The organism is Streptomyces sp. NEAU-YJ-81 (assembly GCF_017592595.1).
In the GTDB taxonomy this organism is placed as follows: domain Bacteria; phylum Actinomycetota; class Actinomycetes; order Streptomycetales; family Streptomycetaceae; genus Streptomyces; species Streptomyces hygroscopicus_B.
Map to the genome: position 1 here is coordinate 19,569 of NZ_JAGFNO010000029.1, position 23,856 is coordinate 43,424.

Sequence of the window (23,856 nt, forward strand, 5' to 3'; positions counted from 1 at the left end):
TTACAGCCCCTCGTGGGTCCGGGCCTCAGAACACAGGAGTGCCATGACAGCCGCCACCCTCCCCATCGTCGAGATCTCCGGCCCGCCGGCCGAGCGCGGCCGCCAGTACGGCGAGGCGGCGCGCGGAAGAATCGGCGCGGCGCTCGCCTACTACGAGCAGGCGTTCGGCGAATCGTCCGGGCTGACCTGGGACCAGGTCACCGCGCGCGCCGAGCGCTGGCTGGAGCCGGTGCGCGCGTACGCCCCCGAACTCGTCGAGGAGATGAGCGGGATCGCCGACGGGGCGGGGGTCGGGCTCCTGGACGTGCTCGCGCTGAACGCCCGCGGCGAGATCATCTACGACCAGACCTTCGCCCGGATGCGCGCCCGGGCGGACGCCCCGGCGGACGTCACCGAGGACCGGGAGGTGACCGACGGCTGCACGTCCTTCGCCGTGCTGGGGGAGGCGAGCGGTGACGGCCATGTCTACTGCGGCCAGAACTGGGACTGGCGGGCGGGCGTCGCGGACACCGTCATGATGCTCCGGATCGTCCAGCCCCCGCACCCCACCGTGATCATGCAGGTGGAGGCCGGGCAGATCGGCCGCCAGGGCGCCAACTCCGCGGGCGTCGCCCTCAACGCCAACGGTCTCGGCGGCCGTTTCGACGACGCCATCGGGTTGCCCCAGACCGTGATCCGCCGCCGTGTCCTGGACAGCGAGTCGATCAGCGAGGCGGTCGACGTGCTGTGCCGCACCCGCGGCCACATCGCCAGCAACGCCCTGCTGACCTGCCGCGAAGGCTTCGCCCTCGACCTGGAGACCACTCCGGGCGCACACGGCTGGATGTATCCCACCGAGGGTCTGCTCGTCCACGGCAACCACTACCAGACCACCGTCCCCGTCCAGCTCGCGGCCCGCTACCGCCCCGAGTCCTCCGATTCGCTGATCCGGGTGCCCCGGGCCGAGGCCGGTCTGCGCCGGCTCCGTGAGGCCACCGCGCCGGACGAGTCCCGCAAGCTGATCCACCAGGCCATGTCCGACCACCTCGGCCACCCCGAGGGGCTGTGCACCCACCCCGACACCCGGCAGCCCGAGGTCAAGTGGTGGGCGACGCTGCTGTCCTCCTGCGTGGACCTGACCACCGGCGATTACCACGTGACCCCGGGCACTCCCTGCGACCACGAATACCAGCACCTGCCCTGGAACCTCTACGACGGTCCGCACGCCCCCAACTGACGCGACTTCACGTCCGAACGACCAGAGAGCCTGCCATGAGAACCAAGCTCTGTACCACCGCAGTCGGCCTCCTGGGCGCCCTGCTGTTCACCGCCGGGTGCTCCGGGGCGACCTCCGGGTCCGGCGGCGCGACCGTGGATCCCGCCAAGCTCAAGCTCACCGACACCACTCCCAAGGCCACCGGCGCGGCCACCACGGTGAACTGGCTCGTGGAACAGGAACCCGCCTCCCTGGACATGGACGCCCAGGGCGGCAGCAGCACCCGCACCGTGATGGCCAACATCTGCGAACGGCTGCTCCTGCTCCGGCCCGACATGACCACCACACCGCGGCTGGCGAAGAAGGCCGAGTACACCGGCGACAAGAAGCTCGTCCTCACCCTCCGCGACGACGTCACCTTCCACGACGGCGCCAAGATGACCGCCGACGACGTGGTGTGGAGCCTCAAGCGGCACGCCCGGCCGGAGATGAACGAGTCGGACGAGTACGAGGACGTCGACACGATCGCCAAGACCGGCCCGTCCGAGGTCACCGTCACCTTCAAGAAGCCGAGCGCCCTGTTCACCAAGGCCCTGGCCGGTGACGCCGGGATCATCATGGAACGCAAGGCGGTCGAGAAGCAGGGCGACGACTTCGGCACCCCCGGCCACCCCGACGCCTGCACCGGACCGTACCGGCTGAAGAGCTGGAACTCCGGCTCCGCCCTCACCATCGAGCGTTACGCGGACTACTGGGACAAGAGCGTCCGCCCGCTGACCAAGGAGGTCGTCTTCCGCTGGGCCTCCGGCAGCGCACTGGTCAACTCCGTCTCCACGGGCGCCGCCGACGGCGCCTATCTGACGGCCACCGGCCCGGCCGCCGTCCTGTCCAAGAAGAAGGGCATCCGCGCCTACTACGGACAGAGCACCACCGCCTGGTCGCTCAGCCCCACCAAGGGCGGTGCGCTGAAGGACGCCCGGCTGCGCAAGGCGCTGTCGCTGGCCATGGACCGTAAGGGCATCGCCAAGTCCGGCTTCAACGGCCTCGCCGAGCCCTGGGCGACCCCCGTGGGCCCCGGGGCGTGGGGCTATGAGAAGGCCGCCTTCCAAAAGGCGCAGAAGGACCTGGAGCACAACGGCGCCTACACCGCCTCACCCTCGTCGGACGACATCGCGCGGGCGAAGAAGCTGGTCGAGCAGGCCGGGGCGCCCGGCGAGCCGATCATCGTCTCCAGCGACGGCAGCGAGAGCCAGACCGTCATCACCAACGCGGTGCGCGGCGCGGCCCAGAAGATCGGGCTGAAGGTGACCGTCAAGACGATCGCGTCGAGCCGTTACGACGAGTTCTTCTCCGACCCGAAGTCCCGGGACGGCTTCGACCTGATCCCGGTCGACTGGTACATCTCCAAGGCCGACCCGGCGGGCTTCTACGACAACGGCATAACCGGCAACGCCAACAACTGGCTCGGCTATTCGGACAAGGGCTATGACGCCCTCGTCGGCAAGGCCCAGCAGACCATCGACGACCGTGAGCGCGCGGAGCTCGTCATCGACGCGCAGAAGAAGTTCGCCGACGACGCGGTGTGGATCCCGCTGGTGCAGGTGCCCTCGGTGATGGTGCTCGGCGACAAGTACACCGGCCCGCCGGCGTCCATGGTGTCGATGTACTACCCGTGGGCCGCCGACCTCGGCACGAAGAAGGGCTGACACCATGATCCGCGGACTGCCGCGGCGGATCGCCGGCCTGCTCGCCACGCTGCTCGCCGCCTCGTTCGTCATCTTCGCCGCCGTCTACGCGGCCCCCGGGGACCCCGCCGTCCTCCTCTCCGGCAGCCGACAGGAACTCACCCCGGAGAAGCTCGCGGCGGTCCGCGCGGAGCACCACCTCGACGATCCGCTCGTCGTCCAGTACGGCCGCTGGCTGTGGGACGGTCTCCAGGGTGACCTGGGCCGGTCGTTCCAGTACCGCGACCATGTGGCCGACCTGATCGGCGCCCGGCTGCCGACCACCCTGGAACTCGTCGCCTACGCCACGGTGTTCTTCGTGGTGCTGGGCGTCGGCTCCGGGGTGCTGGCGGCGCTGCGCCGCGGCTGGGTGGACTCGGCCGTCGTCGGCGGCACCACGCTCGCCGCCTCGGTCCCGGCCTTCGTCGCGGCCATCGCGCTGGTCTCCCTGTTCGGGGTGCGGCTGGGCTGGTTCCCGGTGACCGGCCAGGGCGAGGGACTCACCGGCCGGCTGCACCATCTGACGCTGCCCGCCTTCGCGCTGGCCCTGAGCGCGCTCGCCGTGATCAGCCGGGTCACCCGGCAGGCGATGGCCGAGGCGTACGCCTCCGACCATGTGGAGGCCGCCCGCGCCTCCGGACAGACGGAGCGCCAGATCGTCGTCCGCCATGTGCTGCGCAACGCGCTCGGCCCGATCGTCACCATGTGCGGGCTCGTCATGGCGGGCATGCTCGCCGGAACGGTGGTGGTCGAGACCGCCTTCGGCCTCAGCGGCGTCGGCTCACTGCTGGTGAGCGCCATCACCACCCACGACTTCCCGGTCACCCAGGCGGTGCTGCTGCTGATGGTCATCGGCTATGTCGTGGTGACCACCCTGGTCGACCTGGTCCATCCGCTGATCGACCCCCGGGTCGCGCCGGGCGGGACGCCGGGACGCAAGCCGGAAGGAAAGACCGCATGACGACGGTGACTGCCGGGGCCCTGATCCCGGTGCGGGTACGGACCCGACGGCCGATACAAGTGATGATCGCGGGCGGCTTCCTCGCCCTGGTCGTGCTGGCGGCGGTATGCGCTCCCCTGATCGCCCCGCACGCGCCCGACGCGGTCGACCTGTCCGCCTCGCTCGCGGGGACCACCTCCGAGCATCCGCTGGGCACCGACGCCTCGGGACAGGACCTGCTCTCCCGGGTCCTGTACGGCGCCCGGTCCAGCCTGCTGGCACCCCTGGCCCTGCTCGCGCTGGCCGCGCTGCTCGGCGTCACCATAGGAACGGTCGCGGCGTGGCGCGGCGGCTGGGTGGACACCCTGCTGTCGCGGGTGACCGATGTGATGTACGCCTTCCCGGGCCTGCTCTTCGTCGTCCTGGTGATCGCGGTCTTCGGCGACGGCCTCACCACGTCGATCGTCGCCCTGGGACTCGCCTACGCGCCCACCATCGCGCGCTACACCCGCAGTCTCGCCCTCGCCGAGCGGTCCCAGCCGTATATCGACGCCTACCGGGTCCAGGGCATGAGCGGGACCCGGATCTGCGTACGCCACCTCGTGCCCAATCTGGCCGGTGCCCTCGTCGGCTATCTCGTGGTGCTCTTCGGCGAGGGGCTGATGAGCCTGGCCACCCTCAGCTATCTGGGCTTCGGCGCCGGATCGCCCTCGATCGACTGGGGGCTGATGGTGCAGGAGGGGCAGGACGCCGTGGTGCAGGAGGCGCTGCTGCCGGCCCTCGTACCGGGCGCGGCCATCGCCGCCGTCGTGGTGGCCTTCAACATCGTCGGGGTCTGGGTCTCGGACCGGCTGGGCAAGGGGAGGTAGGCGGCCATGCTGCTGGACATCGAGGATCTCACCATCCGGCTGCCGGAAGGCGCCGCCGCCCGGCCCATGCTCGCCGAGGTGTCGCTGAGGGTCGGCAGGGGTGAAGTGGTCGGCCTGGTCGGCGAGTCCGGCTCCGGCAAGTCCACGACGGCCCGGGCGGTGCTGCGCATGCTCCCCGACGGGGCGCGGACCTCCGGCTCGGTGCGGGTGGACGGCGAGGACGTGCTCGCCATGGACCCGGCCCGGCTGCGCCGGCACCGCTCCCGCACCGTCTCCATGATCTTCCAGGACCCGCGCTCGGCGATGAACCCGGTCCGCCGGATCGGCGACTTCCTCACCGACCCGCTCACCCGGGTCCTGGGCCTCTCCCGCCGCGCCGCGGTGGCGAAGGCGACCGAGCTGCTGGCCTCGGTGGGCCTGCCCGACCCGGAGCGCCGGATGCGCCAGCGCCCGCATGAGCTGTCCGGCGGCATGCTGCAACGGGTCGTGATCGCCGCCGCCCTGTCCACCGGCCCCGACCTCCTCCTCGCCGACGAGGCGACGAGCGCGCTGGACGCGACCACCCAGGCGGAGGTCCTGGCCCTGCTGCGGGGCATCCAGGAGGAGCGGCGGCAGGACGGCAGCGGTCTCGGCACGCTCTTCATCACCCACGATCTGCCGCTCGCGGCGGCCTACTGCGACCGCGTGTACGTGATGTACGCGGGCCGCGTGGTGGAACACCAGCCCGCCCACGGGCTGTTCGCCGACCCCAGGCATCCCTACACCCGCGGCCTGCTGGAATGCTCGCCCACCCTGGAGGACGACCGCGAACCGCGCCCCATCCCCGGCCGCCCGCCGTCCCTGTCCGACGCCTTCACCGGCTGCCCCTTCCTCCCGCGCTGCGCACGGGCCGAGGCGGAGTGCGAGACCTGGGCGCCGGTGGCGGTCCCGTTCGGCGGCGGTGGCGGCGACGGCGACGGACCGGAGGAGGGCGGCTCCGCGGACGGCGGCTCCGCGGCCTGCCGCCGACTGGAACTCGTATCGAGGAGCAGCACATGACCGAGCCCGCACTCGTCGTACAGGGGCTGCGCAAGAGCTATGCGCTCCCGGGCGGTGGCCGGACGACGGCCGTGGACGATGTGTCGTTCTCCGTGCCGGCCGGCGGCTCGCTGGGCATCGTCGGGGAGTCCGGCTCCGGCAAGACCACGGTGGCCCGGATCCTGGTCGACCTGGTGCGCCCCGACGCGGGGACGATCACGGTGAACGGGCGGGAGCGCACGCCCGGGCGGCGAAGCGGCGCAATGCCGCTCGGACCGGGCGCGCGCAGGGCGGCCCGGCTGGGCCGCGCCCGCGAGATCCAGATCGTCTTCCAGGACCCGTATGTATCGCTCGACCCGCGCCTGACCGCGCGTCAGTGTCTGCGCACCGCCCTGCGGCTGCACGGCCGGTACGAGGGGCAGGCCGCCACGGACCGGATCGCCGAGCTGCTCGACCAGGTGGGCCTGGGCAAGCGGGAGGGCGACGCCCGCCCGCGGGGCCTGTCGGGCGGGCAGCGCCAGCGGCTGGCCATCGCCCGCGCGCTCGCCGTGGAGCCGGAGGTGCTGGTCCTGGACGAGGCGGTGGCGGCGCTGGACGTGTCCATCCAGGCGCAGATCCTCCGGCTGCTCGCCGACATCCGCCGGGAGACCGGCGTGGCCCTGGTGTTCGTCAGCCATGACCTGGCCGTCGTACGCCACATCACGGACGACACGCTGGTGATGCGGCGCGGCCGTGCGGTCGAGACGGGCCCGACGGCCCGGGTGCTGGACACCCCGGCGGATCCGTACACCCGGCTCCTGCTGTCGTCGGTGCCGCACGACGGCTGGGATCCGGCGGAGACGGTACGGCTGCGGGCGGAACTCGCCGAGCTGTGACCGCGACCGTCGATGGCGAGACATCGGCTCACTCTGGCCCTCGATGGCTCAATGTGAGGAGCTGAGCCCGCCTCACCTGGGAATACGTAGCCCGCCCAATTTCCATACGTCGGAGGTATTCCCAGGTGCCCATGTGCCCTGCACCATTCCGGTAGTTCACCACCGGATATGGGAGGCACATACGTGACCGCGCCAACAGGGAACGGGATCTCTCGCAGAGGTGTGATCGGCACAGCCGCCGTGGTCGGCGCCGGGGGCTGGCTGGCCGGATCGGGCACCGCCTGGGCCGCTCCCCAGGTGTCCGGCGGGGCGGCGGCCCTGCCCGAACGCATGGTCAGGGCCGCCGCCCCGCGGTGGCGGCGGATGCCGGGCGACTGGAAGGACGGCCCCTTCCTGGCCAACGGCCTGCTCGGCGCGGTGGTGTACAAGGGCGAGACGCCGGGCTCCGTGAAGGTCATGCTCAGCCACACCCAGGTACAGGACCAGCGCCCCCAGTGGCGCGCCCCGTACGGCTTCTCCCGCCTGCCCATCGGCCACTTCGACCTCACCCTCGCCGGAGAGGTGACCGGTGTCGACTGGACGCTCGACCTCTGGGACGCCGAGCTGCGCGGCACCGTCACCACCACCCGGGGCAGCGTCCGCTTCACGATGCTGGTGCACAACGCCCGTAGCGCGCTGCTGATCTCCACCCGGCCGAGCGCCGGTGAGGAGGCCGCGGCCTGGTCGTTCACCTGGATGCCCGCGGCCTCACCCCGGACCAAGGACAAGCCCGCCGACTACACGGGCAACCCCGACCCCCGCACCGGCTCCGCGGGCGACACCCACTATGTGGAGCAGCCGCTGATCGCGGGCGGCGGCTGGACCACCGCCTGGCGGGAGCGGCGCGTGGGCACCGGCAGGCTGCTGGCCGCCCATATCGTCTACCGCCACCCCGAGGACCTGTCGCACACCACCCAACTGGCCGTCGCCGAGGTGGCCCGGACCCTGGCCACCGACCCCGACGACCTGGTGCGCTCCCACCGCGCCTGGTGGCACCGCTTCTACCAGCACAGCCTGGTCTCCGTACCCGACAAGCGCCTGCAGAGCTTCTACTGGATCCAGCTCTACAAGGTCGCCTGCGCCACCCGCGCCGACGGGCCCTCGATGTCCGAATGGGGGCCGTGGTACCCGGAGACCGGCGGCAGTTGGACCGCGGTCTGGTGGAACCTCAACGTCCAGATCGCCACCTGGCTGGTCCAGGGCTCCAACCACCTCGAACTCGACTCCGTCACCTCCACCTTCAAGGAGTTCGAGAAGAATCTGCCGCTGTCCGTCCCACCGGAGTACCGGGACGGCGACACCTACGCCCTCGCTCACCCCTCCGACTGGCTGCTGCGCCCCGGCGACAAGACCGTCGGCATCCCCGGCACCGCCACCAAGACCGACAACAACGGCAATCTCATCTGGGCCATGCACAACGTCTGGCTCAGCTACCGCCACACCATGGACATCCGCATCGTGCGCGACGTCCTCTACCCGATCCTGGCCAAGGCGGTGAACTTCTACGACCACTTCCTCTACGAGGGCGGCGACGGGAAACTGCATCTGCCGCTGACCCGCTCACCGGAGTGGGCGGACGCCGAGGACTGCACCTACGACCTCGCCCTGCTCCGCTGGGGCTGCGCCACCCTCCTGGACTGCCTGCGCATCCTCCGCACCGACCACCCCCGCGCCCGGCGCTGGCGCGAGATCCTCGACCGCCTCGTGGCCTACCCCCGCGATGCCACCGGCATCATGATCGGCGCCGAGAAGCCGCTCACCGAGTCCCACCGCCACTTCTCCCATATGCTCTGGCTCTACCCGCTGCACGAGCTGGACTGGGACCGTCCGGCCGAGCGGGACATCATGCGGACCACCTTCGACCACTGGGTCAAGGACCGCAGCCTGTGGGCCGGTTACAGCTACGCCGTCGCCTCCTCCATGGCCTCGCGCATGGAACGGCCCGAGGAGGCCCTGGACTTCCTCACCTTCCTCACCGACGGCAACCTGATCAAGAACGCCTGGATCACCCCGAACACCATGTACGTCGAGGGCGGCAACCTCGCCACCGAAAGCCCCCTGACCGCCGCCCAGTCGATCCTCGAGATGGCCGTCCAGAGCCACAACGGCGTCCTGCGGGTCTTCCCCTCCGTCTCCCGCCGCTGGCCCGACCTCTCGGTCCAGGCACTGCGCACCCAGGGCGCCTTCCTCGTGGACGCCGACCGCTCGGCCGGGCGCACCCGCTGGATACGCGTCCACAGCGAGGCCGGTGCCCCGCTCGTCCTGCACCACGGCATCCCCGGCCCGATCGACGTCCGCGACCCCCGGGGCCGCCCCCTCCGCTACCGCACGACCGGCCCCGGCCGCATCGAGATCCTCCTGGCCCGCGACGCGACGGCCCTCATCACCCCCCGGGGCCACCGCCCGGACCCGGCCCCGCGCGACGTCCCGGCCGTCGGCGACGCCAAGCCGTGGGGGCTGCCGGACTGAACCGTGGCCGCCGCCCGAACGAAAGGATGAGCGCACCCCTGCCCGGCGGGGGTGCGCCGTGCGCTCATCTCATCGATTGCGATTTTCGCAAGACCTGGTTAGCCTGTCCTTATGAACGAGACGGTGACCGACCGTGTGCGCAAGGTCATGAGTGCAGCCTCCCTCCAGCAGGCCGCGTTCGCGGAGCGCGTCGGGCTCACCCCCGACAAGCTGTCCAAGTCACTGAGCGGCAGGCGCCGTTTCACCTCGCTCGACCTGGCCCGCATCGCGGAGCTGGGCCAGACCACGGTGGACTGGCTGCTGACCGGTCGCGAGCCGCAGCGTCCTGCCTTCGCGGCACGCGCCAGTAGTCCCTTCTCCGACTCCGATTCCGACTCCGGTCTCGCCCTGAAGGAGCTCGTCCACCGGTTCACCACCGCGTACGACGTGCTCGACCTGATGGGCCGATCCCGCTCGCTTCCTGCCCTGCCCCGTCCCAAGGCGGACCTGGAGCAGTATGTCGACCAGGGGGAAGCGCTGGCCCTGGATGCCTTGACGGCGCTTTCCGCTCGCGGAGTGACATCAGTGGCCGCATGCGAGACCTCCGACCTCGCCCATGCTCTCGAAGAGCACTTCGGGATCGATGTGGCACAGACGGATCTCCCACGGGGCCTCGACGGGGCGGCCTGGCAGACGGATCACTTCCGGCTGGTGCTGCTGGCGCGCACGGGGGTGTGGACCCGGCAGCGCTTCACCCTGGCCCATGAACTCGGCCACATCCTGGCCCGCGACGCACAGGAGATGCGCACCGAGCCCCACCTGGCTCCCGGCAGGCAGAAGGACCACACGGAGATCCGTGCCAATGTCTTCGCCGCGAACTTCCTGATGCCGCAGGCAGAGATCCATGCCGAAGTGGGCACCGAGTCGGCTGACTCCGGGGTGTCCGATGACGCCTTCCGGTCTCTGGTCGTCCGATTCAAGGTCTCTCCGAGCGCGCTCGCCGCCCGCCTGCACCAGCTCGGCCTGGTCACCCCCCACGACAGGAACCGCCTGCGCGGTGTGACCACCGAGATGTGCCACCTGTTGGCCCAGCGCGCGGACCTCCATGAGAAGCGCGTTGCCGCCGCCCAAGCCAGACGCCTCCCGCTGGCCCCCGCCCGTGGTCTCTACGAGGGCTATCTGGCAGGTGACACCACATTGCGCCCGCTCGCGGCCTACTTCGGCATGGACCCGAACGCCTTGCACGACGCCCTGGACCCCGAGCAGCCCGCGGCCACCGTTCCCGCCGCGGACGCGGAGAAGGGCGACCTGATCTTCCAGCCATGACGGCCACGAAACGCACCTGGTGGTTCCCCGACAATACGGTCCTGTGCAACTTCGCGGCCGTCGACCGGCTGAGCCTCCTGGAAAAGGTCCTCGACAGCCGGGGCCGCTGGACCCAGGCCGTCGCCTACGAGGCCACACGCTCGGCGCGCCACCTGCCCCGGCTCCGCATGGTCCTCGCCGGGGGCTGGCTCGGCGAGCCGATCGAGATCGACGACCCGCACGAGACCGAACTCGTTGACCGCTTACGGCGGTTGGTCTTCGCCGGTGACCCGGCGCGCCCCCTCCAGCACCTCGGCGAGGCGGAGACCCTGACGCTGATCCAGAACCGGCCGGAATTCGCCGGCTCGGTCTGGATCACCGACGACGGGGAGGCCGGCCGCTTCGCCCGACGCAAGGGGATCACGGTTCTGGACACCGTGGACATCGTCCGGGTGGCCGTGGCCGAGGAGTTGGTCGTGGCGTACGAAGGGCACCGCCTCTTACAGGCCATGACGGAGCAGGGTCGTCACCTGCGGGGCATACCCGCGCGGCCGGAGGACCTACGGCACTGACCGGCAGCCGGGGCGCGAGTCCAGCTCCGCCCACACCGTCTTGGCCACCGGATGGTGCGGCTCGGTGCCCCATCGGTCGGCGAGCGCGTCCACCAGCAACAGGCCACGCCCGGTTTCACGGTCCGGGGGAGGAGCGGTCGGCTGGAGGGTGGGCTGCCGCTCGCCCCGTGTGTCGGTGACCTCGATGCGGAGGGTTTCCGCCGCGTCGTCGAGGACGAGGCCGAGCCGGAAGTCGCGGCCCGGTACGCGCCCGTGCAGCGCCGCGTTGGCGCTCAGCTCGGCGATGATCGCCACGGCGCGGTCGGCGACGTCGGGTGACACGGGCCAGACGCGGAGCTGCTCCACGACGAGCAGCCGGGCCAGCCGGGCCCCGCGCCGCGTGGAGGACAGGCGTTGGGTAAAGGTCCAGTTCGTGGCGGGGAGTTGGGGCGTGCTTGCGTTCATGGGGCCACGGTGGCGGCTGATCGTCGACCTTGGCCAGCACCGCGCCGCGTACGCAGCGTCAGCGTACATGCGCGTTCGGTGGACGGTACACCCGTTGATCCGTCACCCTGGGTGAGTCGAGCGCGGGGGCCCTCGCACGTACGCACCTGGAGGTGTCCGCGTATGACGACCGACAACACCTGTGTGGCCGGGGACGGTGACTGGGAACGGGAGCCCGACCCCTCCGACAGTCTGCGGACCTTCGGGGCCGTGGTCCAGGCCCTGCGCGAGCACGCGGGCCTGAGCCGGGCTCAGTTCGGGGAGCTGGTCCGGTTCTCGAAGCACACCGTGGCGTCGGTGGAGCTGGGGCGGCGCATGCCGGACGAGTCGTTCGTGGAGCGGGCGGAGGAGGTCCTGGGCAATACGGGCGCACTGCGGAAGGCGGCCCGGCATCTGTCGCGCGGCGAGCCGGGGCTCGCGGCGTGGTTCCGGCGGTGGGCGCGGCTGGAGCGGGTGGCGGTGAGCCTGTGCACGTATGAGTGTCGGCTGGTGCCGGGGTTGTTGCAGTCGGAGGGGTATGTGCGGGCCCTCTACGAGAATGACATCCCCCCACTGACCGACCGTGAGCTGGAGGAACTGGTCACCGCACGTGTGGAGCGGCAGCGCTTGCTCTACGAAAGGCCCAACGCCACGTTTGACTTCATCGTTGAGGAAGCCGTCTTCATGCGCCGACTTGGCGGAGTCGAGGTGACCCGTGAACTGCTCGACCTCATTTTTGAGCTCGCCTCCTTGCGCAACGTGACACTTCAGATCATGCCGGCGAACTGTGAACAGCACGCGTGCCTTGCCGGGCCTGTTCGGCTGGTGGAGACGCCGGAAAGGCGGCGCTTCGCGTACTCCGAAGGGCAGCAGAACGGCCGCCTGATCGCTGACCCGAAAGAGGTGTGCAGGATCGAGATGCGCTATGCCAGACTGCGCTCGCAGGCCCTCTCTCCAAAGGATTCCAGGGGCCTGCTTGAGCGGATGCGAGGAGCGCTATGAGCACGCCTGAACGCGATTGGTTCAAGTCCAGCTACAGCAGCGCCCAGAATGACGACTGCGTGGAGGTCGCCGTCACCGAAGGGGCCGTCCACGTACGGGACTCCAAGGACACGGCGCGTCCCGGTCTTGCCGTCAGCCGTGACGGCTGGGCGCAGTTCATCCGGTTCGCCGCACACGGCTGAGCCGGAGGCGCGCCCGCGGACTCGACCGCGGGCACGCCACCCGACGTCACCGGGACATCAGGAACTCCCCGCCGCCGCGAAGGGGACCTGGGCGGTGGGCTGTTCGGAAGCGGCGGGCTGGAACGGGTGGGACCACAGGCCCTGCCGCCGCAGCAGGGGCAGGACGCCCTCGCCGAACCAGTACGCCTCCTCCAGGTGCGGATAGCCGGACAGGATGAACTCGTCGATGCCGAGGCGGTGGTATTCGGCGATCCGCTCGGCGACCTCGGCGTGGCTGCCCACCAGGGCCGTGCCCGCGCCGCCGCGGACCAGACCGACACCGGCCCAGAGGTTGGGGTAGATCTCGAGGTTGTCCAGGCTGCCGCCGTGCAGGGCGAGCATGCGCTGCTGGCCCTCGGACTCGCTGCGGCCGAGGCCGGTCTGGATGGAGCGCACGGTTTCCGGGTCGAAGCCGTCGAGCAGTCGGCGTGCCTCGGCCCATGCCTGTTCGGCGGTGTCGCGGGTGATGACATGCAGCCGGATGCCGAAGCGGATCGTCCGGCCCTGTTCGGCGGCGAGGGAGCGGATCCAGGCGATCTTCTTGGCGACCTCGGCGGGGGGTTCGCCCCAGGTGAGGTAGACGTCGGAGTGGCGGGCGGCGACCTGGCCCGCGGCGGGGGAGGAGCCGCCGAAGTAGACCTGCGGGAGCGGGTCGGGGAGCCGGGCCAGCTTGGCGCCCTCGACGTGGAGGTGTTCGCCGGTGGCATCGACGGTCTTGCCGTCCCACAGGTCGCGGACGATGCCCAGGAACTCGCCGGTGCGGGCGTAGCGGGCGTCCTTGTCGAGGAAGTCGCCGTAGGCGCGCTGCTCATGGCTCTCGCCGCCGGTGACCACGTTGAGCATCAGCCGCCCGCCGGTCTGCCGCTGGTAGGTGGAGGCCATCTGGGCGGCGAAGGTGGGCGAGAGGAAGCCGGGCCGGAAGGCCACCAGGAACTTCAGCCGCTCGGTGTGCTGACTGACCATCGCGGTGGTCAGCCAGGCGTCCTCGCACCAGGCGCCGGTCGGGGTGAGAGCGCCTTCGAAGCCGAGGTGTTCGGCAGCGCGGGCGATCTGGGAGAGGTAGCCGACGGACGGCGGGCGGTCCCCACCGGCCGAGGTGACGGGGGTGCCATGGCCACCGCCGACGACATGGCGGCTGTCGCCGTTGGTGGGCAGGAACCAGTGGAAGGTGAGGGACATGGTGCGACTCCGTTCAGGGGTGAGCGGGGGCTAGAGGAGGCCGTGGCGGGGTGGTTTCGTGCCGTTCAGCACATAGCGGCCGATGTGCTGGACCTTCCAGCGGGCCGGGTCGTGCAGGGTGTGCGTACGGGCGTCCCGCCAGTGGCGGTGCAGGCCCAGGGCGTCCAGGGCCGAGCGGGTGCCGGAGACCTCGAACAGCGAACTGCCCGTCTCCACCGCCGCGGTGGCCGCCGCCACCTTCGCCGCGGCCACCGCGATCGACGCCTCGGCGGCGGTGTCCTCGTCGAGGTGGCCACGGGCGGTGTCCACGGCCCGGGCGGCGGCGGACAGCAGGGCCTCGGCGCCCCGGACCTGGAGGGCCAGCTCGCCGAAGCGCTGGATGAGCAGCGGATCCTCGGTGGCGGTCTCGAAGCCGCTCTCGAACCAGGGGCGGCTCTTGGTGCGGACGAAGGTCACCGCCTCCGCCAGCGCCCCCGAGGCGATCCCCGCGTCGATGGCCGCGTGCAGCAACTGCGCGATGGCGCCGTGCAGTTGGGGCCCGCGAAAGGTGAGGTGGTGCGGTACGACCCGGTCCGCCGGGACGGGCACGGCCGCCAGCCGGACGGTGCCGCTCGCGGTCGTGCGCTGGCCCATGCCGTCCCAGTCGTCCACGACGGTCAGACCGGGCGCGTCCCGCGGGACATAGGCCACGTGCAGGTCGTCGTCCTCCGCCCGGGCCAGCACCGGGATCCAGTCGGCGAACAGCGCGCCGGTGGAGTAGTGCTTGACACCGGTCAGGGTGTACGAGCCGTCGGCGGCCGGGGCGAGGCGGGTGCGGATGTCCTGGATATGCCGGGTGCCCGCCTCCGACTGGGCGTTGCCGAACCGCTTCCCCGCCAGCACTTCGCCGAAGAAGAACGCCTGCTGCGCCTTGGTGCCCTGACGGCGCAGCACATTGACGTACACGAAGTGGCTCTGCGGGATCTGGGCGAGGCTGGCGTCGGCGGCGGCGAGCAGCCGGAACACCTCGGCGAGGGTCACGGCGGACACGTCCGCGCCGCCGTTCTCCGCCGGTACGGTGATCGCCGGCAGCCCGGACGCGGACAGCCGGTCCAGTTCGGCACGCGGCAGCCGGCGCCGCGCATCGCGCTCGGCGGCGCCGGTACGGAACTCCTCGGCCAGTGCCGCGGCCACCTTCAGCGCCTCGGTGTCATCGGCGATGACATGGGCGGGCTCGGGCAGGGACGACATGGTCAGCTCGCCGCGGCCAGTACGGTGGTGTGGCCGAGCGCCGCCGAGAACTGGTCGACGACCTGCTCCAGCGCTTCGGCGGCCCCGGCCGCCACGCTCACCCCGCCGTCCGGCTCCACCGTGATGTCCTTGTCCAGGGTGAACCAGCCCTGGACGATATGGGCCGCGCCCATGGAGGAGAGCACCGGCCGCAGCGCGTAGTCGATGGCCAGCACATGGGCGGTGGTGCCACCGGTGGCCAGCGGCAGCACGGTCTTGCCCGCGAGCGCGTACTGCGGCAGCAGATCCAGCAGGGACTTCAGCAGCCCGGAGTAGGCGGCCTTGTAGACCGGTGTTCCCACGACGAGCCCGTCCGCCTGCTCGACCAGCGCCTTGGCCCGGACGATGGCCGGGTGCGAGAAGTCCGCGCCGAGCAGCGCCGCGGCGGGAAGGGTACGGACATCGAGCGGGACCACCTGATGGCCCTGGGCGGTCAGCCGGGCGTCCAGATGGCGCAGCAGCCGGGCGGTGCGGGAGGTGGCGGAGGGGGAGCCGGAGAGGGACAGGACGGTGGCCATGAGCAACCCTTCGTGATGCGGTCGAGGCGGTGGGATCGGGCGCCGGTGGGAACGGCGACGGGAGCGGCGGCGCGAACGGCGGCGGCGTTAGGAAAGCGCGGGCACGGGCTCCGGCAGCTCCGCCTCCAGCTCGCGGACCAGCGGCAGCACCCGCTTGCCGAAGTACTCGACCTCCTCCAGGTAGTGCAGGAAGCCCAGGAGGAAGAGATCGACGCCGAGCCGCTTGTAGGCGACGATGCGCTCGGCGATCTGCTCGGGGGTGCCGATCAGCCCCGTACGGAAGCCGTCGTTGTACTGGACCAGGTCCTCGAAGGACGAGTCCTGCCACATGCCCTTGCCGTCGGCGGTGGACCGGCCCGCCTGCTGGACGGCGCCGCGGAAACCGTCCACGGCCTCGGTGTCGGCCTTGGCGACGATCTCGCGGAGGGTCTCGCGGGCCTCGGCCTCGGTGTCGCGGGCGATGAGGAAGGCGTTGAGGGCGAAGCCGGGCGCGGGGCGGCCGACGGTGGCGGCGGCGGCGCGGACGTCCCCGATCTGCTCGGTGACGCCGTCGAAGTCCTTGCCGTTGCTGAAGTACCAGTCCGAGACCCGGCCCGCCATGGCCCGGGCGGCGGTGGAGTTGCCGCCCTGGAAGATCTCCGGATGCGGGCGCCCGGGGCTGCTCAGCGGCTTGGGCTTGAGGGAGAAGTCCCGGATCCGGTAGAAGTCCCCGGCCAGTTCGGCGTGGTCCTCGGTCCAGATCGCGCGCAGCGCCCGGATGAACTCCTCGGAGCGGCGGTAGCGCTCGTCGTGCTCCAGCCAGGGCTCGCCCAGCGCGGTGAACTCGCCTTTGAACCAGCCGCTGACGACGTTCACCGCGAACCGCCCGTCCGAGAGCTGATCGGCGGTGGCGCCCAGCTTGGCCAGGACGCCGGGGTGCCACAGCCCGGGGTGGACGGCGGCGATGACCTTCAGCCGCTGGGTGGCCAGCAGCAGCGCGAGGCTGAAACTGGTGGACTCGTGCTGGTACTCGGCGCCGTAGCTGGCCATGTAGCGGACCTGGCTGAGGGCGTAGTCGAAGCCGTTGTTCTCGGCGAGCACGGCCAGGTCGCGGTTGTAGTCGTAGCCCCAGTCGGTGCGCTGCTCGATGGTGCTGGTGACCAGTCCGCCGCTGACATTGGGCACCCAATAGGCGAAACGGAGGGGTTCTGCGGGCATGGGGAACTCCCGGTGGAACGAATACGGGCATGGCGAATCGGCGCCCCGGCGTCGAGCGGAATTCATCCGGGGCGGGGCGCGGAAAGACCGGGCAGCGCGAATGAGCGCAAAGGCGGGACAGCGCGGCCGCATTTTCTCGGTGGCGGCGGCTAGAAGCCTTTCCCGATCATGGGAGGCGACGGGGAGCGAAGCGGAGGCGATCCCTCAGGGCACGCTCGGACCCGGCGTCAGGTCAAGCCCGACAGCAACAGGACGCGCTGGAGACACGCGCGAGGTCGACGTGGCGTCGCCGCGTGAGGTCCTGTCGCTTCATGTCACCGATCCAACCAGGGGGAAGTCCTGCCGGTCAAGAAGGCCCGGGCTCCATTCCATATCCCGGACGCATGGGGCCGGGCCGCGGAATTCCGCGGCGCCCGCTTCGAGATTACCCGGGAGGCGGGCCGGGGAGTGAGTCGGTATTCATGAGACCGTGATAGGGATCCCCTTGAAGCGGGCGCATCGGGCGGGCATGGTGCGCCGTGTGCGAATTGAACAGCTCGAATACATCGCCGCGGTCACCCGCCTCGGCTCACTCCGCCGCGCCGCCGAGGAACTGCATCTGTCCCAGCCGGCGCTCAGCGAGACCGTACGCAATCTCGAACGCGAACTCGGCGTGGATCTGTTGGAGCGCAAGCGCTCCGGCGCCACGATCAGCGCGGAGGGACGGGAGTTGCTGCCGCATATCGTCACCGTCATCGAGGCCGTCGACCGGCTGCGCGGCGCCGCCGGTGACCAGCACCGCGTCAGCCGGATGATCCGGCTGGGCACGGTCAACAGCGCGACGGTCCCGCTGCTGATCCCGGCCGTCCGGGAGTTCCGCGCGACCCACCCGGTGACCCAGGTCGAGGTGGTGGGCGCGCAGCAGACCGAGATCCACCGGGCGCTGCTGGAGGGCAGCGTCGACCTGGGCCTGGTCAACTACCTACGGGGGGACGACGTCCCGCCCGACCTCGAGACCACCGAGCTGCTGCGCGGCCGCCCGGTGGTCTGTCTGCGCCCCGACAGCCCGCTGGCCGCCCGGCCGGTGGTGAGCGCGGCGGATCTGCTGGACGGGCGCGAGCCGCTGATCGTGATGCGTTCCGGCTATCTCATGCACCGCTTCATCCACCGGCTGCTGGCCGGGCGCACCCCGTCCTTCTCGTACTCCACCGACGGCGCCGAAATGGGCAAGCTCATGGTGGCCGAGGGGCTCGGCGTCACCGTGCTCCCCGACTTCAGCGTCATCGGCGACCCCCTGGAGCGCGGTGGCGCGATCACCCACCGGCCGCTCGCGGACGGCGAGGCCACCGAGGTGCTGCTGGTGATCCAGCGCCGCCGCTCGGGCTCCGTCCCGCGCGCCGTACGCGATCTGCATCAGCTCTTCGTACGGCGCGCGGGGACCCCTACAGCTCCCTGAGCGCGGGCAGCAGCCGCTTCTCGGCCCAGTCCAGGAACGGCCGCTGGTGGTCACCGCCGATCTGGACGAGGGCGACGTCCGTGAAGCCCGCGTCGGCGAATGGCCGGATCAGCTCCGTGAACTCCTCGACGTCATCGCCGCACGGAATGGACGCGGCCACGTCGTCGGGCCGGACGAACTGGGTGGCGCCCGCGAAGGAGGCGGGCCCGGGCAGCTCCGAGTTGACCTTCCAGCCGCTCCCGAACCAGCGGAACTGGTCATGGGCGCGGGCGATCGCCGCGTCCCGGTTGGGGTCGTAACAGACCGGGATCTGGCCGATCCGGGGCTTCCCGCCGCCGCCGTTGCGCTCGAAGTCCCCCACCAGCTCGGGCTTGGGCTCCGTGGCGATCAGGATGTCGGCCAGCCGCCCGGCCAGCCGGCAGGACCGCGGCCCGGAGACGGCCACGCCGATGGGCGGCGGCTGGTCCGGCAGATCCCACAGCTTCGCCGAGTCGACGTCGTAGTGGGTGCCGTGGTGCGTGACATAGCCGCCGCCGAACAGCGCCCGGATGATCTCGATCGCCTCTTCCAGCATCTCGTGCCGCACAGCGGCCGACGGCCAGCCCTGCCCGACCACATGTTCGTTCAGATTCTCGCCGGACCCGAGCCCCAGCCGGAACCGCCCCTCGGACAGCAGCTGGAGCGTCGCCGCCTTCTGCGCGACCACCGCCGGGTGATAGCGCACGGTAGGGCAGGTGACATACGTCGTCAGCGGGATCGAGGAGGTGGCCTGCGCGGCGGCGCCCAGCACGCTCCAGGCGTACGGGGCGTGCCCCTGGGAGTCCAGCCACGGGAAGTAGTGGTCGGAGGTCACCGAGAAGTCGAACCCGACCTGCTCGGCCCGGACCACGTCGTCGACGAGCTGACGTGGTCCGGCCTGCTCGGTCATCATCGTGTATCCCCATCGAGCCATGACCCCCGAGTACCGCTCCTTCCGGCGTCCAAACGAGACGAACGGCTGGTCACCGTGGGTCGTGGCGGCTCACGTGCGGTAGGCGCGGGACGCGGTCACGGCGTGGGCCGGTCGTCGTGCTCCTGCTGGTCGTCGTGCTCGTGCTGGTCGTCCTCCTGGCCGTCGTCCTCCTGGTGGTCGGCCCAGCGGTAGCTCTCGGGGAGCAGCTCGGCGACGGGCACGGCGCGCAGGCGCTCGCCCGCGCCCACGATGACGTGGAGGTCCGGGAAATAGTCGAGCATCATCTGGCGGCAGCGGCCGCAGGGAGGGATCACCCCGCGGCCATGGTCGCCCACGGCGACCATGGTCACCAGGTCATACGCGCCCTGGGCGGCCGCCGCGCCGATGACGACGAGTTCGGCGCAGGGGCCGCCGGTGAAGTGGTAGGCGTTCATCGCGGTGATGATCCGCCCGTCCCGGTCGCGGGCCGCCGCCGCCACGGTGTGGTTGTCGCCCCGGCTGCGGGTGGCCGCCACCTGGATCGCGGCCTGGATGAGGTCATGGTCGACGGAATGAGGCGTGGTCATGTCTGGAGCTTGGCAGAGATGACCGGGGCCAGGCGGTCGGTGATGGTGCGGTGGCCCTTGTCGTTGGGGTGGACCGAGTCCGAGAGGTCGTCGGAGGCGAGCCAGCCGGTGGTGTCGACGTAGGACGACTTCGCGTCGCTGAAGGCGGTGACGGCGGCCTTGGTCTCGGTGCCGAACCGGCCGCTGAAGGTGCGCAGGGCGAAGATCCAGGCGTTCGGGTAGGCGGTGCGGACCTTACGGAGGAGGCTGGTGTACGACGCCTGGAACTGCGCCGAGCTCACCCCGCGCCCCACGTCGTTGGTGCCGAGGTTGATGACGACGGCATTCGCCTGGTAGCGGGAGAAGTCCCAGTCGGGCGTGGCGGCGTTCGGGTTGAGCTTGGTGAACTGCTGCTCCAGGCTCATGCGGTCGTCCGCCGTGTCGACGAGGGCGGCGCCGCCCTGGGCGATCTGGGTGTGGTCGGCGCCGAGGCGTTCGCCGATGAGCCAGCCGTAGGCGGTGCGGGCGTTCTGCGAGGTGGTGGTGCCGACGGTGATGGAGTCGCCGACGAATTCGATCAGCTTCTTCGGGGTCGGTGGGGTGAAGGTGGTGGCGCCGCCGTCGAGGGTCAGGCCCTGGAAGACCGCGTCACCGTGATAACTGCCCGCGATCACCTGGTAGTTGACCTGAAGGGTGTGGTTTCCGGCGGCGAGCGGGGTGGGGGTGAGGTTCACCGTGCCCTTGGCCTCGTCGTAGAAGGTGGCGGGGCCGCCGTCGATGCTGGCCCACAGGTCGATCGCATTACGCTGCTTGAGCTTGACCGTGCGGCCGGTGAAGCCGGTGCGGAAGTAGGCGCCCGCCCAGTAGGGGGTGTAGGCGGTGGTGGAGGTCTTGGTGTCCCAGCGGCCGCTGAACTTGATGTTGGGGTCGCCGGGCTGGCCGGGGGCGGCGGCCCGCACACCGGCCGCGCCCAGTTTGGCGCTGATGACCGGGGCCAGGCGGTTCGCGAACTTGGTGTGGCCCGCCTCGTTGGGGTGGCCGTTGCCGTCCTCGTAGTCCGTGCCGTCGGTGAGCCAGCCGCTGGTGTCGACGTAGTACACCTTCGCGTCCCCCGCGCCGTTGCGCGCGCTCACGGCTGCCCTGGTCTCCGTCAGGTAGCGCTTCTTGAGGGTCTGGACGGCGAAGAGCGCCGCGTTCGGGTACTTCGCGCGGATGTCGCGCAGGAGGGCGGTGTACGCCGTCTGGAACTCGGCGCCGGTGACGCCGTGCCCGATGTCGTTGGTGCCGAGGTTGATGACCACCGCGTTCGCCTGGTAGCGGGAGAAGTCCCAGTTCTGGTCGCCGGTGGAGGCCGTCTTGAAGAACTGGGAGGCGAGGCCCACACAGCCGTCCTTGCCGACCAGGCAGTAGCCCGAGCGGGCGATCTGGGTGTGCCGCATGCCGAGCTGTTCACCGGTCTTCCAGCCGTACGAGTCCAGCGCGAGTCGGTCGGTGAGGGCACCGGCGGTGATGGAGTCGCCCACGAACTCGATGAGCCCGGACGGGACGCGGGGGGCCACCGTGCCCGCGCCCGAGTCGAGGACCAAGCCCTGGAAGACGGTGTCACCGGAGCGGTAGGAGACGCGGAGGGTGTGGTTGCCCTGGGGGAGTGGCGTCGGGGTGAGGTTGACGGTGCCCCTGACGCCCGCGTAGAAGACATCGGCGCCGCCGTCGACGCTGGCGTAGAAGTTCACCGCCTCCCGGGCCTTGATCTTCACCGTGGTCCCGGTGAACGCCGTCTGGAGGTAGCCGCCGGTCCAGTTGGGGACGGCGGCGGTGGCGGAGCCGAGGTCCCAGCGGCCGGTGTAGACGATGTTGGGGTCGGTCACCGAGCCGTTCCCCAGGGTCGCCGCCCGTGCGGTGGTGCCGAGGCTCAGCCCCAGCGCGCAAAGCGTCGCGGTCATGACAACGAGTAAGAGTCTGCGTAAGGCGTGCGGGATCGATGGCATCGGGGTCCTCTCGGGGAGAGAGTGTGGGGTCTGGGAGCGCTCCCAGGCTTCGGCCGCCCCACGATGGAAGCGATGAATCGGTTCAACGTCAAGGTGTGCGGCCACGGTTACGATGTGCGCCATGGCGGAAACCGGTGGGGTGCGCGAGGTGAAGTCCGCGGGCCGCACCGTGGAACTGCTGGAGCTGCTCGCCGCACGCGGCGACCAGCCGGCCCGGCTGCGCGAGCTCGCCGAGGAGCTCGGCGTCCCGCGCAGCAGTATGTACGCCCTCCTCAAGACCCTGATCGATCGCGGCTGGGTGCGCACCGACGTCACCGGTTCGCTGTACGGCATCGGCATCCGCGCACTGCTCACCGGCACCAGCTATCTGGACAGCGATCCACGGGTGCGGGCGGCGCGGCCGTATCTGGACGAGGCGTCCGACGCGCTGGGCGAGACCATTCACCTCGCCCGGCTGGACGGCGGCGATGTCGTCTATCTCGCCACGCGTGAGTCGCATGAGTACCTCCGCCCCTTCAGCCGCGTCGGGCGGCGGCTCCCGGCCCATGTGGGGGCGCTGGGGAAGGCGCTGCTCGCCGAGCGGATCGACGGCGAACTCCCGCTGAAGGGAGAGGAGTTGGTGCCGATGACGCCCAACACCCACCGCACCCGCGCCGCGCTCGTCGCCGATCTGGCACGGGTGCGGGAGCGGGGCCACGCGGTCGACCGGGAGGAGGGGGTGGTGGGCATCGTGGGCTTCGGTTTCGCCCTGCGGTACGACGTCCCGGCGGTGGACGCGATCAGCTGCTCCGTGCCGACGGCCCGGCTGACGGAGGGGCGGGAGGGGCGGATCGTCGGGGTGATGCGGGAGATCCGGGCGAAGATCGAGGCGGTCGTGCCGAGGGGTACCGGCACGGGCCCGCAGTGGCGCCCGTAGACGGCTCGTTCAGGCCCGGCCCCGGTGGGCTCGGGTCCCAGCCGCCCCGATGGGCTTCAGATCCGGCCGCCCCGATGGGCTTTCAGGCCCAGCCCCGGTGTGCGGCGCGCACACCGGCCTGGAAGCGGCCGGTGGCGGCCAGCCGGAGTTGGAGGTCGCTGACCCGGCGGCGCAGGGTGCGCAGACTCACCCCGAGGTGGCGGGCGATGGCCTCGTCCTTCATGCCCGCCGCCAGCAGGCCGATCAGTCGGCGGTCCGCCGCGCTGAGCTCCTCGTCACCGTCGTCCGGCGTACCGCCCAGCGGAGTCCCCTGCTGCCAGAAGATCTCGAAGAGCGTCTGGAGGGCGTCGGTGAGGGCGGAGTGCCGCACGATCACCGCGGAGTAGACCGGACCGGCGTCCGCGCTGGTCAGCGGCAGCATCGCGGTGCGGCCGTCGATCACCAGCAGCTTCATGGGGACGGTCGGCAGCACGCGGGCCTGTTCGCCGAGCGCGACCATGCCCTCCGCGTACGCCAGCAGGTCGGGGGACTCCAGCGAGGTGACGGAGTACAGGGTCCGGTAGGCGACGCCACGGCGCAGCACCTCGCTCTGGAGGTCCAGTTGCGGGGTGAGCGGGGCGAGGTAGGGCGGGGAGTCGAAGAGGCAGACCTCGTGTTCGACGCGGGCGTACAGCTCCTCCAGCCGGGCGGCGTTGGCGCTCTCGCCGCGTACGACCTCGACGAGCGAGGCCGGCTCGGCGCGCAGCAGCCCGGCGGCGTAGATCTTGGCCATGTCGTCGGCGGTGGCGGCGAGCAGGTCGGATTCGCTCTCGCGCTTGCGGATGAGGGCCCGTACGGCGATACGGGGGTCGACGGGCCGTAGTCCCCCGGTGGAGTCGGGGGCCTGGATCAGGCCGAGGTGGAGCAGCCGGGCGCAGGCGCGGCGGACGCGCGGCGGGGAGGCGCCGAGCAGTCGCGACCAGCCGGTGATGCCCGCCTCGGGCTGGTGGAGGATCGCGTGGTATAGCGCTTCGTCGAAGTCGGAGACCCCTGCCGCGGCCCAGGGACTCGGGCTCGTGGCAGGGGTCTCGCCGGACGCGGATACGGATGCTCTGCTGTCCACTGGCGGCGGCTCCAGCGCGTCGATGAATCGATTCGATCAACGGCACGCTAGACGTTGTTTGTTACCGCCGAAGGAAGGATTTCGGC

Annotated in this window: 22 protein-coding genes; 13 read left to right on the forward strand and 9 right to left on the reverse strand. The window is 71.0% G+C overall.

Features of this window, described 5'->3' with window-relative positions; translation table 11 throughout:
* The first annotated feature begins 43 nt into the window (after positions 1-43).
* The 9 genes from J5X86_RS39635 (at position 44) to J5X86_RS39675 (ending at position 10,984) form a co-directional block, all read left to right on the forward strand.
* The gene (locus tag J5X86_RS39635) at positions 44-1,216 is read left to right on the forward strand and encodes a C45 family peptidase (RefSeq protein ID WP_208521492.1); all 1,173 of its coding nucleotides are present in this window, start codon (positions 44-46) and stop codon (positions 1,214-1,216) included.
* Between the two features lie 35 nt (positions 1,217-1,251).
* Positions 1,252-2,901, forward strand: coding sequence for an ABC transporter substrate-binding protein (locus tag J5X86_RS39640; RefSeq protein ID WP_208521493.1), 1,650 nt, complete (start codon positions 1,252-1,254; stop codon positions 2,899-2,901).
* Positions 2,902-2,905: 4 nt separating this feature from the next.
* The gene (locus J5X86_RS39645; protein WP_078640097.1) at positions 2,906-3,880 is read left to right on the forward strand and encodes an ABC transporter permease; all 975 of its coding nucleotides are present in this window, start codon (positions 2,906-2,908) and stop codon (positions 3,878-3,880) included.
* Entirely contained in the window at positions 3,877-4,728 is an 852-nt protein-coding gene (locus J5X86_RS39650; protein WP_208521494.1) for an ABC transporter permease, read from the forward strand. Before J5X86_RS39645 ends, J5X86_RS39650 begins: the two co-directional genes overlap by 4 nt.
* Positions 4,729-4,734: 6 nt before the next feature.
* Positions 4,735-5,766, forward strand: coding sequence for an ABC transporter ATP-binding protein (locus tag J5X86_RS39655; protein WP_208521495.1), 1,032 nt, complete (start codon positions 4,735-4,737; stop codon positions 5,764-5,766).
* On the forward strand, positions 5,763-6,620 hold the full coding sequence (locus tag J5X86_RS39660) for an ABC transporter ATP-binding protein (protein WP_208521496.1): 858 nt from the start codon (positions 5,763-5,765) through the stop codon (positions 6,618-6,620). The genes J5X86_RS39655 and J5X86_RS39660 overlap by 4 nt, the downstream gene beginning before the upstream one ends.
* A gap of 222 nt (positions 6,621-6,842) precedes the next feature.
* Positions 6,843-9,128, forward strand: a complete 2,286-nt coding sequence (locus J5X86_RS39665; RefSeq protein WP_308124856.1) for a hypothetical protein — start codon at positions 6,843-6,845, stop codon at positions 9,126-9,128.
* A gap of 111 nt (positions 9,129-9,239) precedes the next feature.
* Complete coding sequence (locus J5X86_RS39670) at positions 9,240-10,433, forward strand: ImmA/IrrE family metallo-endopeptidase (RefSeq protein ID WP_208521498.1); 1,194 nt, start codon at positions 9,240-9,242, stop codon at positions 10,431-10,433.
* The gene (locus tag J5X86_RS39675) at positions 10,430-10,984 is read left to right on the forward strand and encodes a hypothetical protein (RefSeq protein WP_208521499.1); all 555 of its coding nucleotides are present in this window, start codon (positions 10,430-10,432) and stop codon (positions 10,982-10,984) included. Before J5X86_RS39670 ends, J5X86_RS39675 begins: the two co-directional genes overlap by 4 nt.
* Here J5X86_RS39675 and J5X86_RS39680 read toward each other — a convergent pair.
* On the reverse strand, positions 10,973-11,428 hold the full coding sequence (locus tag J5X86_RS39680; RefSeq protein WP_208521500.1) for an ATP-binding protein: 456 nt from the start codon (positions 11,426-11,428) through the stop codon (positions 10,973-10,975). The genes J5X86_RS39675 and J5X86_RS39680 overlap by 12 nt on opposite strands.
* A gap of 162 nt (positions 11,429-11,590) precedes the next feature.
* On the opposite strand from J5X86_RS39680, the gene J5X86_RS39685 reads away from it, so the two are divergent.
* Together J5X86_RS39685 and J5X86_RS39690 are read left to right on the forward strand one after the other, a co-directional pair.
* Complete coding sequence (locus tag J5X86_RS39685; protein WP_208521501.1) at positions 11,591-12,448, forward strand: helix-turn-helix transcriptional regulator; 858 nt, start codon at positions 11,591-11,593, stop codon at positions 12,446-12,448.
* A complete protein-coding gene (locus J5X86_RS39690; RefSeq protein WP_208521502.1) occupies positions 12,445-12,630 on the forward strand; it encodes a DUF397 domain-containing protein in 186 nt (61 codons plus the stop codon). Before J5X86_RS39685 ends, J5X86_RS39690 begins: the two co-directional genes overlap by 4 nt.
* 57 nt (positions 12,631-12,687) lie before the next feature.
* Here the strand turns inward: J5X86_RS39690 and J5X86_RS39695 are convergent, their stop codons facing one another.
* The 4 genes from J5X86_RS39695 to sfnG form a co-directional block, all read right to left on the reverse strand.
* Positions 12,688-13,848: an LLM class flavin-dependent oxidoreductase gene (locus tag J5X86_RS39695; RefSeq protein WP_208521503.1), complete on the reverse strand. Its 1,161-nt coding sequence runs from the start codon at positions 13,846-13,848 to the stop codon at positions 12,688-12,690.
* A gap of 30 nt (positions 13,849-13,878) precedes the next feature.
* Entirely contained in the window at positions 13,879-15,078 is a 1,200-nt protein-coding gene (locus tag J5X86_RS39700) for an SfnB family sulfur acquisition oxidoreductase (protein ID WP_208521504.1), read from the reverse strand.
* A gap of 2 nt (positions 15,079-15,080) precedes the next feature.
* Positions 15,081-15,635 carry an NADPH-dependent FMN reductase gene (ssuE, locus tag J5X86_RS39705; RefSeq protein ID WP_059144288.1) on the reverse strand — a complete coding sequence of 185 codons (555 nt, stop codon included), beginning with the start codon at positions 15,633-15,635 and terminating at the stop codon, positions 15,081-15,083.
* An 87-nt stretch (positions 15,636-15,722) separates the two neighbouring features.
* Positions 15,723-16,832, reverse strand: coding sequence for a dimethylsulfone monooxygenase SfnG (gene sfnG, locus J5X86_RS39710; protein WP_208521505.1), 1,110 nt, complete (start codon positions 16,830-16,832; stop codon positions 15,723-15,725).
* A gap of 520 nt (positions 16,833-17,352) precedes the next feature.
* Here sfnG and J5X86_RS39715 point away from each other — a divergent pair.
* Positions 17,353-18,267 carry a LysR family transcriptional regulator gene (locus J5X86_RS39715; protein ID WP_208521506.1) on the forward strand — a complete coding sequence of 305 codons (915 nt, stop codon included), beginning with the start codon at positions 17,353-17,355 and terminating at the stop codon, positions 18,265-18,267.
* Here J5X86_RS39715 and J5X86_RS39720 read toward each other — a convergent pair.
* The 3 genes from J5X86_RS39720 to J5X86_RS39730 all read right to left on the reverse strand — a co-directional run bounded on the left by J5X86_RS39720 (position 18,254) and on the right by J5X86_RS39730 (position 21,707).
* A complete protein-coding gene (locus tag J5X86_RS39720) occupies positions 18,254-19,219 on the reverse strand; it encodes an LLM class F420-dependent oxidoreductase (RefSeq protein WP_208521507.1) in 966 nt (321 codons plus the stop codon). The two genes, J5X86_RS39715 and J5X86_RS39720, sit on opposite strands and share 14 nt — an antisense overlap.
* 95 nt (positions 19,220-19,314) lie before the next feature.
* The gene (locus J5X86_RS39725) at positions 19,315-19,785 is read right to left on the reverse strand and encodes a cytidine deaminase (protein ID WP_208521508.1); all 471 of its coding nucleotides are present in this window, start codon (positions 19,783-19,785) and stop codon (positions 19,315-19,317) included.
* Positions 19,782-21,707 carry a GDSL-type esterase/lipase family protein gene (locus tag J5X86_RS39730; RefSeq protein WP_243982667.1) on the reverse strand — a complete coding sequence of 642 codons (1,926 nt, stop codon included), beginning with the start codon at positions 21,705-21,707 and terminating at the stop codon, positions 19,782-19,784. Before J5X86_RS39730 ends, J5X86_RS39725 begins: the two co-directional genes overlap by 4 nt.
* 166 nt (positions 21,708-21,873) lie before the next feature.
* On the opposite strand from J5X86_RS39730, the gene J5X86_RS39735 reads away from it, so the two are divergent.
* On the forward strand, positions 21,874-22,668 hold the full coding sequence (locus J5X86_RS39735; protein WP_208521510.1) for an IclR family transcriptional regulator: 795 nt from the start codon (positions 21,874-21,876) through the stop codon (positions 22,666-22,668).
* Positions 22,669-22,750: 82 nt separating this feature from the next.
* Here J5X86_RS39735 and J5X86_RS39740 read toward each other — a convergent pair whose 3' ends face one another.
* Positions 22,751-23,770, reverse strand: coding sequence for a helix-turn-helix transcriptional regulator (locus J5X86_RS39740; RefSeq protein ID WP_208521511.1), 1,020 nt, complete (start codon positions 23,768-23,770; stop codon positions 22,751-22,753).
* Positions 23,771-23,856 lie beyond the last annotated feature (86 nt).

Coding starts and splice junctions, on each gene's coding strand:
- J5X86_RS39635 (WP_208521492.1), top strand. CDS start 44: ATGACAGCCGCCACCCTCCCCATCGTCGAGATCTCCGGCCCGCCGGCC.
- J5X86_RS39640 (WP_208521493.1), top strand. CDS start 1,252: ATGAGAACCAAGCTCTGTACCACCGCAGTCGGCCTCCTGGGCGCCCTG.
- J5X86_RS39645 (WP_078640097.1), top strand. CDS start 2,906: ATGATCCGCGGACTGCCGCGGCGGATCGCCGGCCTGCTCGCCACGCTG.
- J5X86_RS39650 (WP_208521494.1), top strand. CDS start 3,877: ATGACGACGGTGACTGCCGGGGCCCTGATCCCGGTGCGGGTACGGACC.
- J5X86_RS39655 (WP_208521495.1), top strand. CDS start 4,735: ATGCTGCTGGACATCGAGGATCTCACCATCCGGCTGCCGGAAGGCGCC.
- J5X86_RS39660 (WP_208521496.1), top strand. CDS start 5,763: ATGACCGAGCCCGCACTCGTCGTACAGGGGCTGCGCAAGAGCTATGCG.
- J5X86_RS39670 (WP_208521498.1), top strand. CDS start 9,240: ATGAACGAGACGGTGACCGACCGTGTGCGCAAGGTCATGAGTGCAGCC.
- J5X86_RS39675 (WP_208521499.1), top strand. CDS start 10,430: ATGACGGCCACGAAACGCACCTGGTGGTTCCCCGACAATACGGTCCTG.
- J5X86_RS39680 (WP_208521500.1), bottom strand. CDS start 11,428: ATGAACGCAAGCACGCCCCAACTCCCCGCCACGAACTGGACCTTTACC.
- J5X86_RS39685 (WP_208521501.1), top strand. CDS start 11,591: ATGACGACCGACAACACCTGTGTGGCCGGGGACGGTGACTGGGAACGG.
- J5X86_RS39690 (WP_208521502.1), top strand. CDS start 12,445: ATGAGCACGCCTGAACGCGATTGGTTCAAGTCCAGCTACAGCAGCGCC.
- J5X86_RS39695 (WP_208521503.1), bottom strand. CDS start 13,848: ATGTCCCTCACCTTCCACTGGTTCCTGCCCACCAACGGCGACAGCCGC.
- J5X86_RS39700 (WP_208521504.1), bottom strand. CDS start 15,078: ATGTCGTCCCTGCCCGAGCCCGCCCATGTCATCGCCGATGACACCGAG.
- ssuE (WP_059144288.1), bottom strand. CDS start 15,635: ATGGCCACCGTCCTGTCCCTCTCCGGCTCCCCCTCCGCCACCTCCCGC.
- sfnG (WP_208521505.1), bottom strand. CDS start 16,832: ATGCCCGCAGAACCCCTCCGTTTCGCCTATTGGGTGCCCAATGTCAGC.
- J5X86_RS39720 (WP_208521507.1), bottom strand. CDS start 19,219: ATGGCTCGATGGGGATACACGATGATGACCGAGCAGGCCGGACCACGT.
- J5X86_RS39725 (WP_208521508.1), bottom strand. CDS start 19,785: ATGACCACGCCTCATTCCGTCGACCATGACCTCATCCAGGCCGCGATC.
- J5X86_RS39730 (WP_243982667.1), bottom strand. CDS start 21,707: ATGACCGCGACGCTTTGCGCGCTGGGGCTGAGCCTCGGCACCACCGCA.
- J5X86_RS39735 (WP_208521510.1), top strand. CDS start 21,874: ATGGCGGAAACCGGTGGGGTGCGCGAGGTGAAGTCCGCGGGCCGCACC.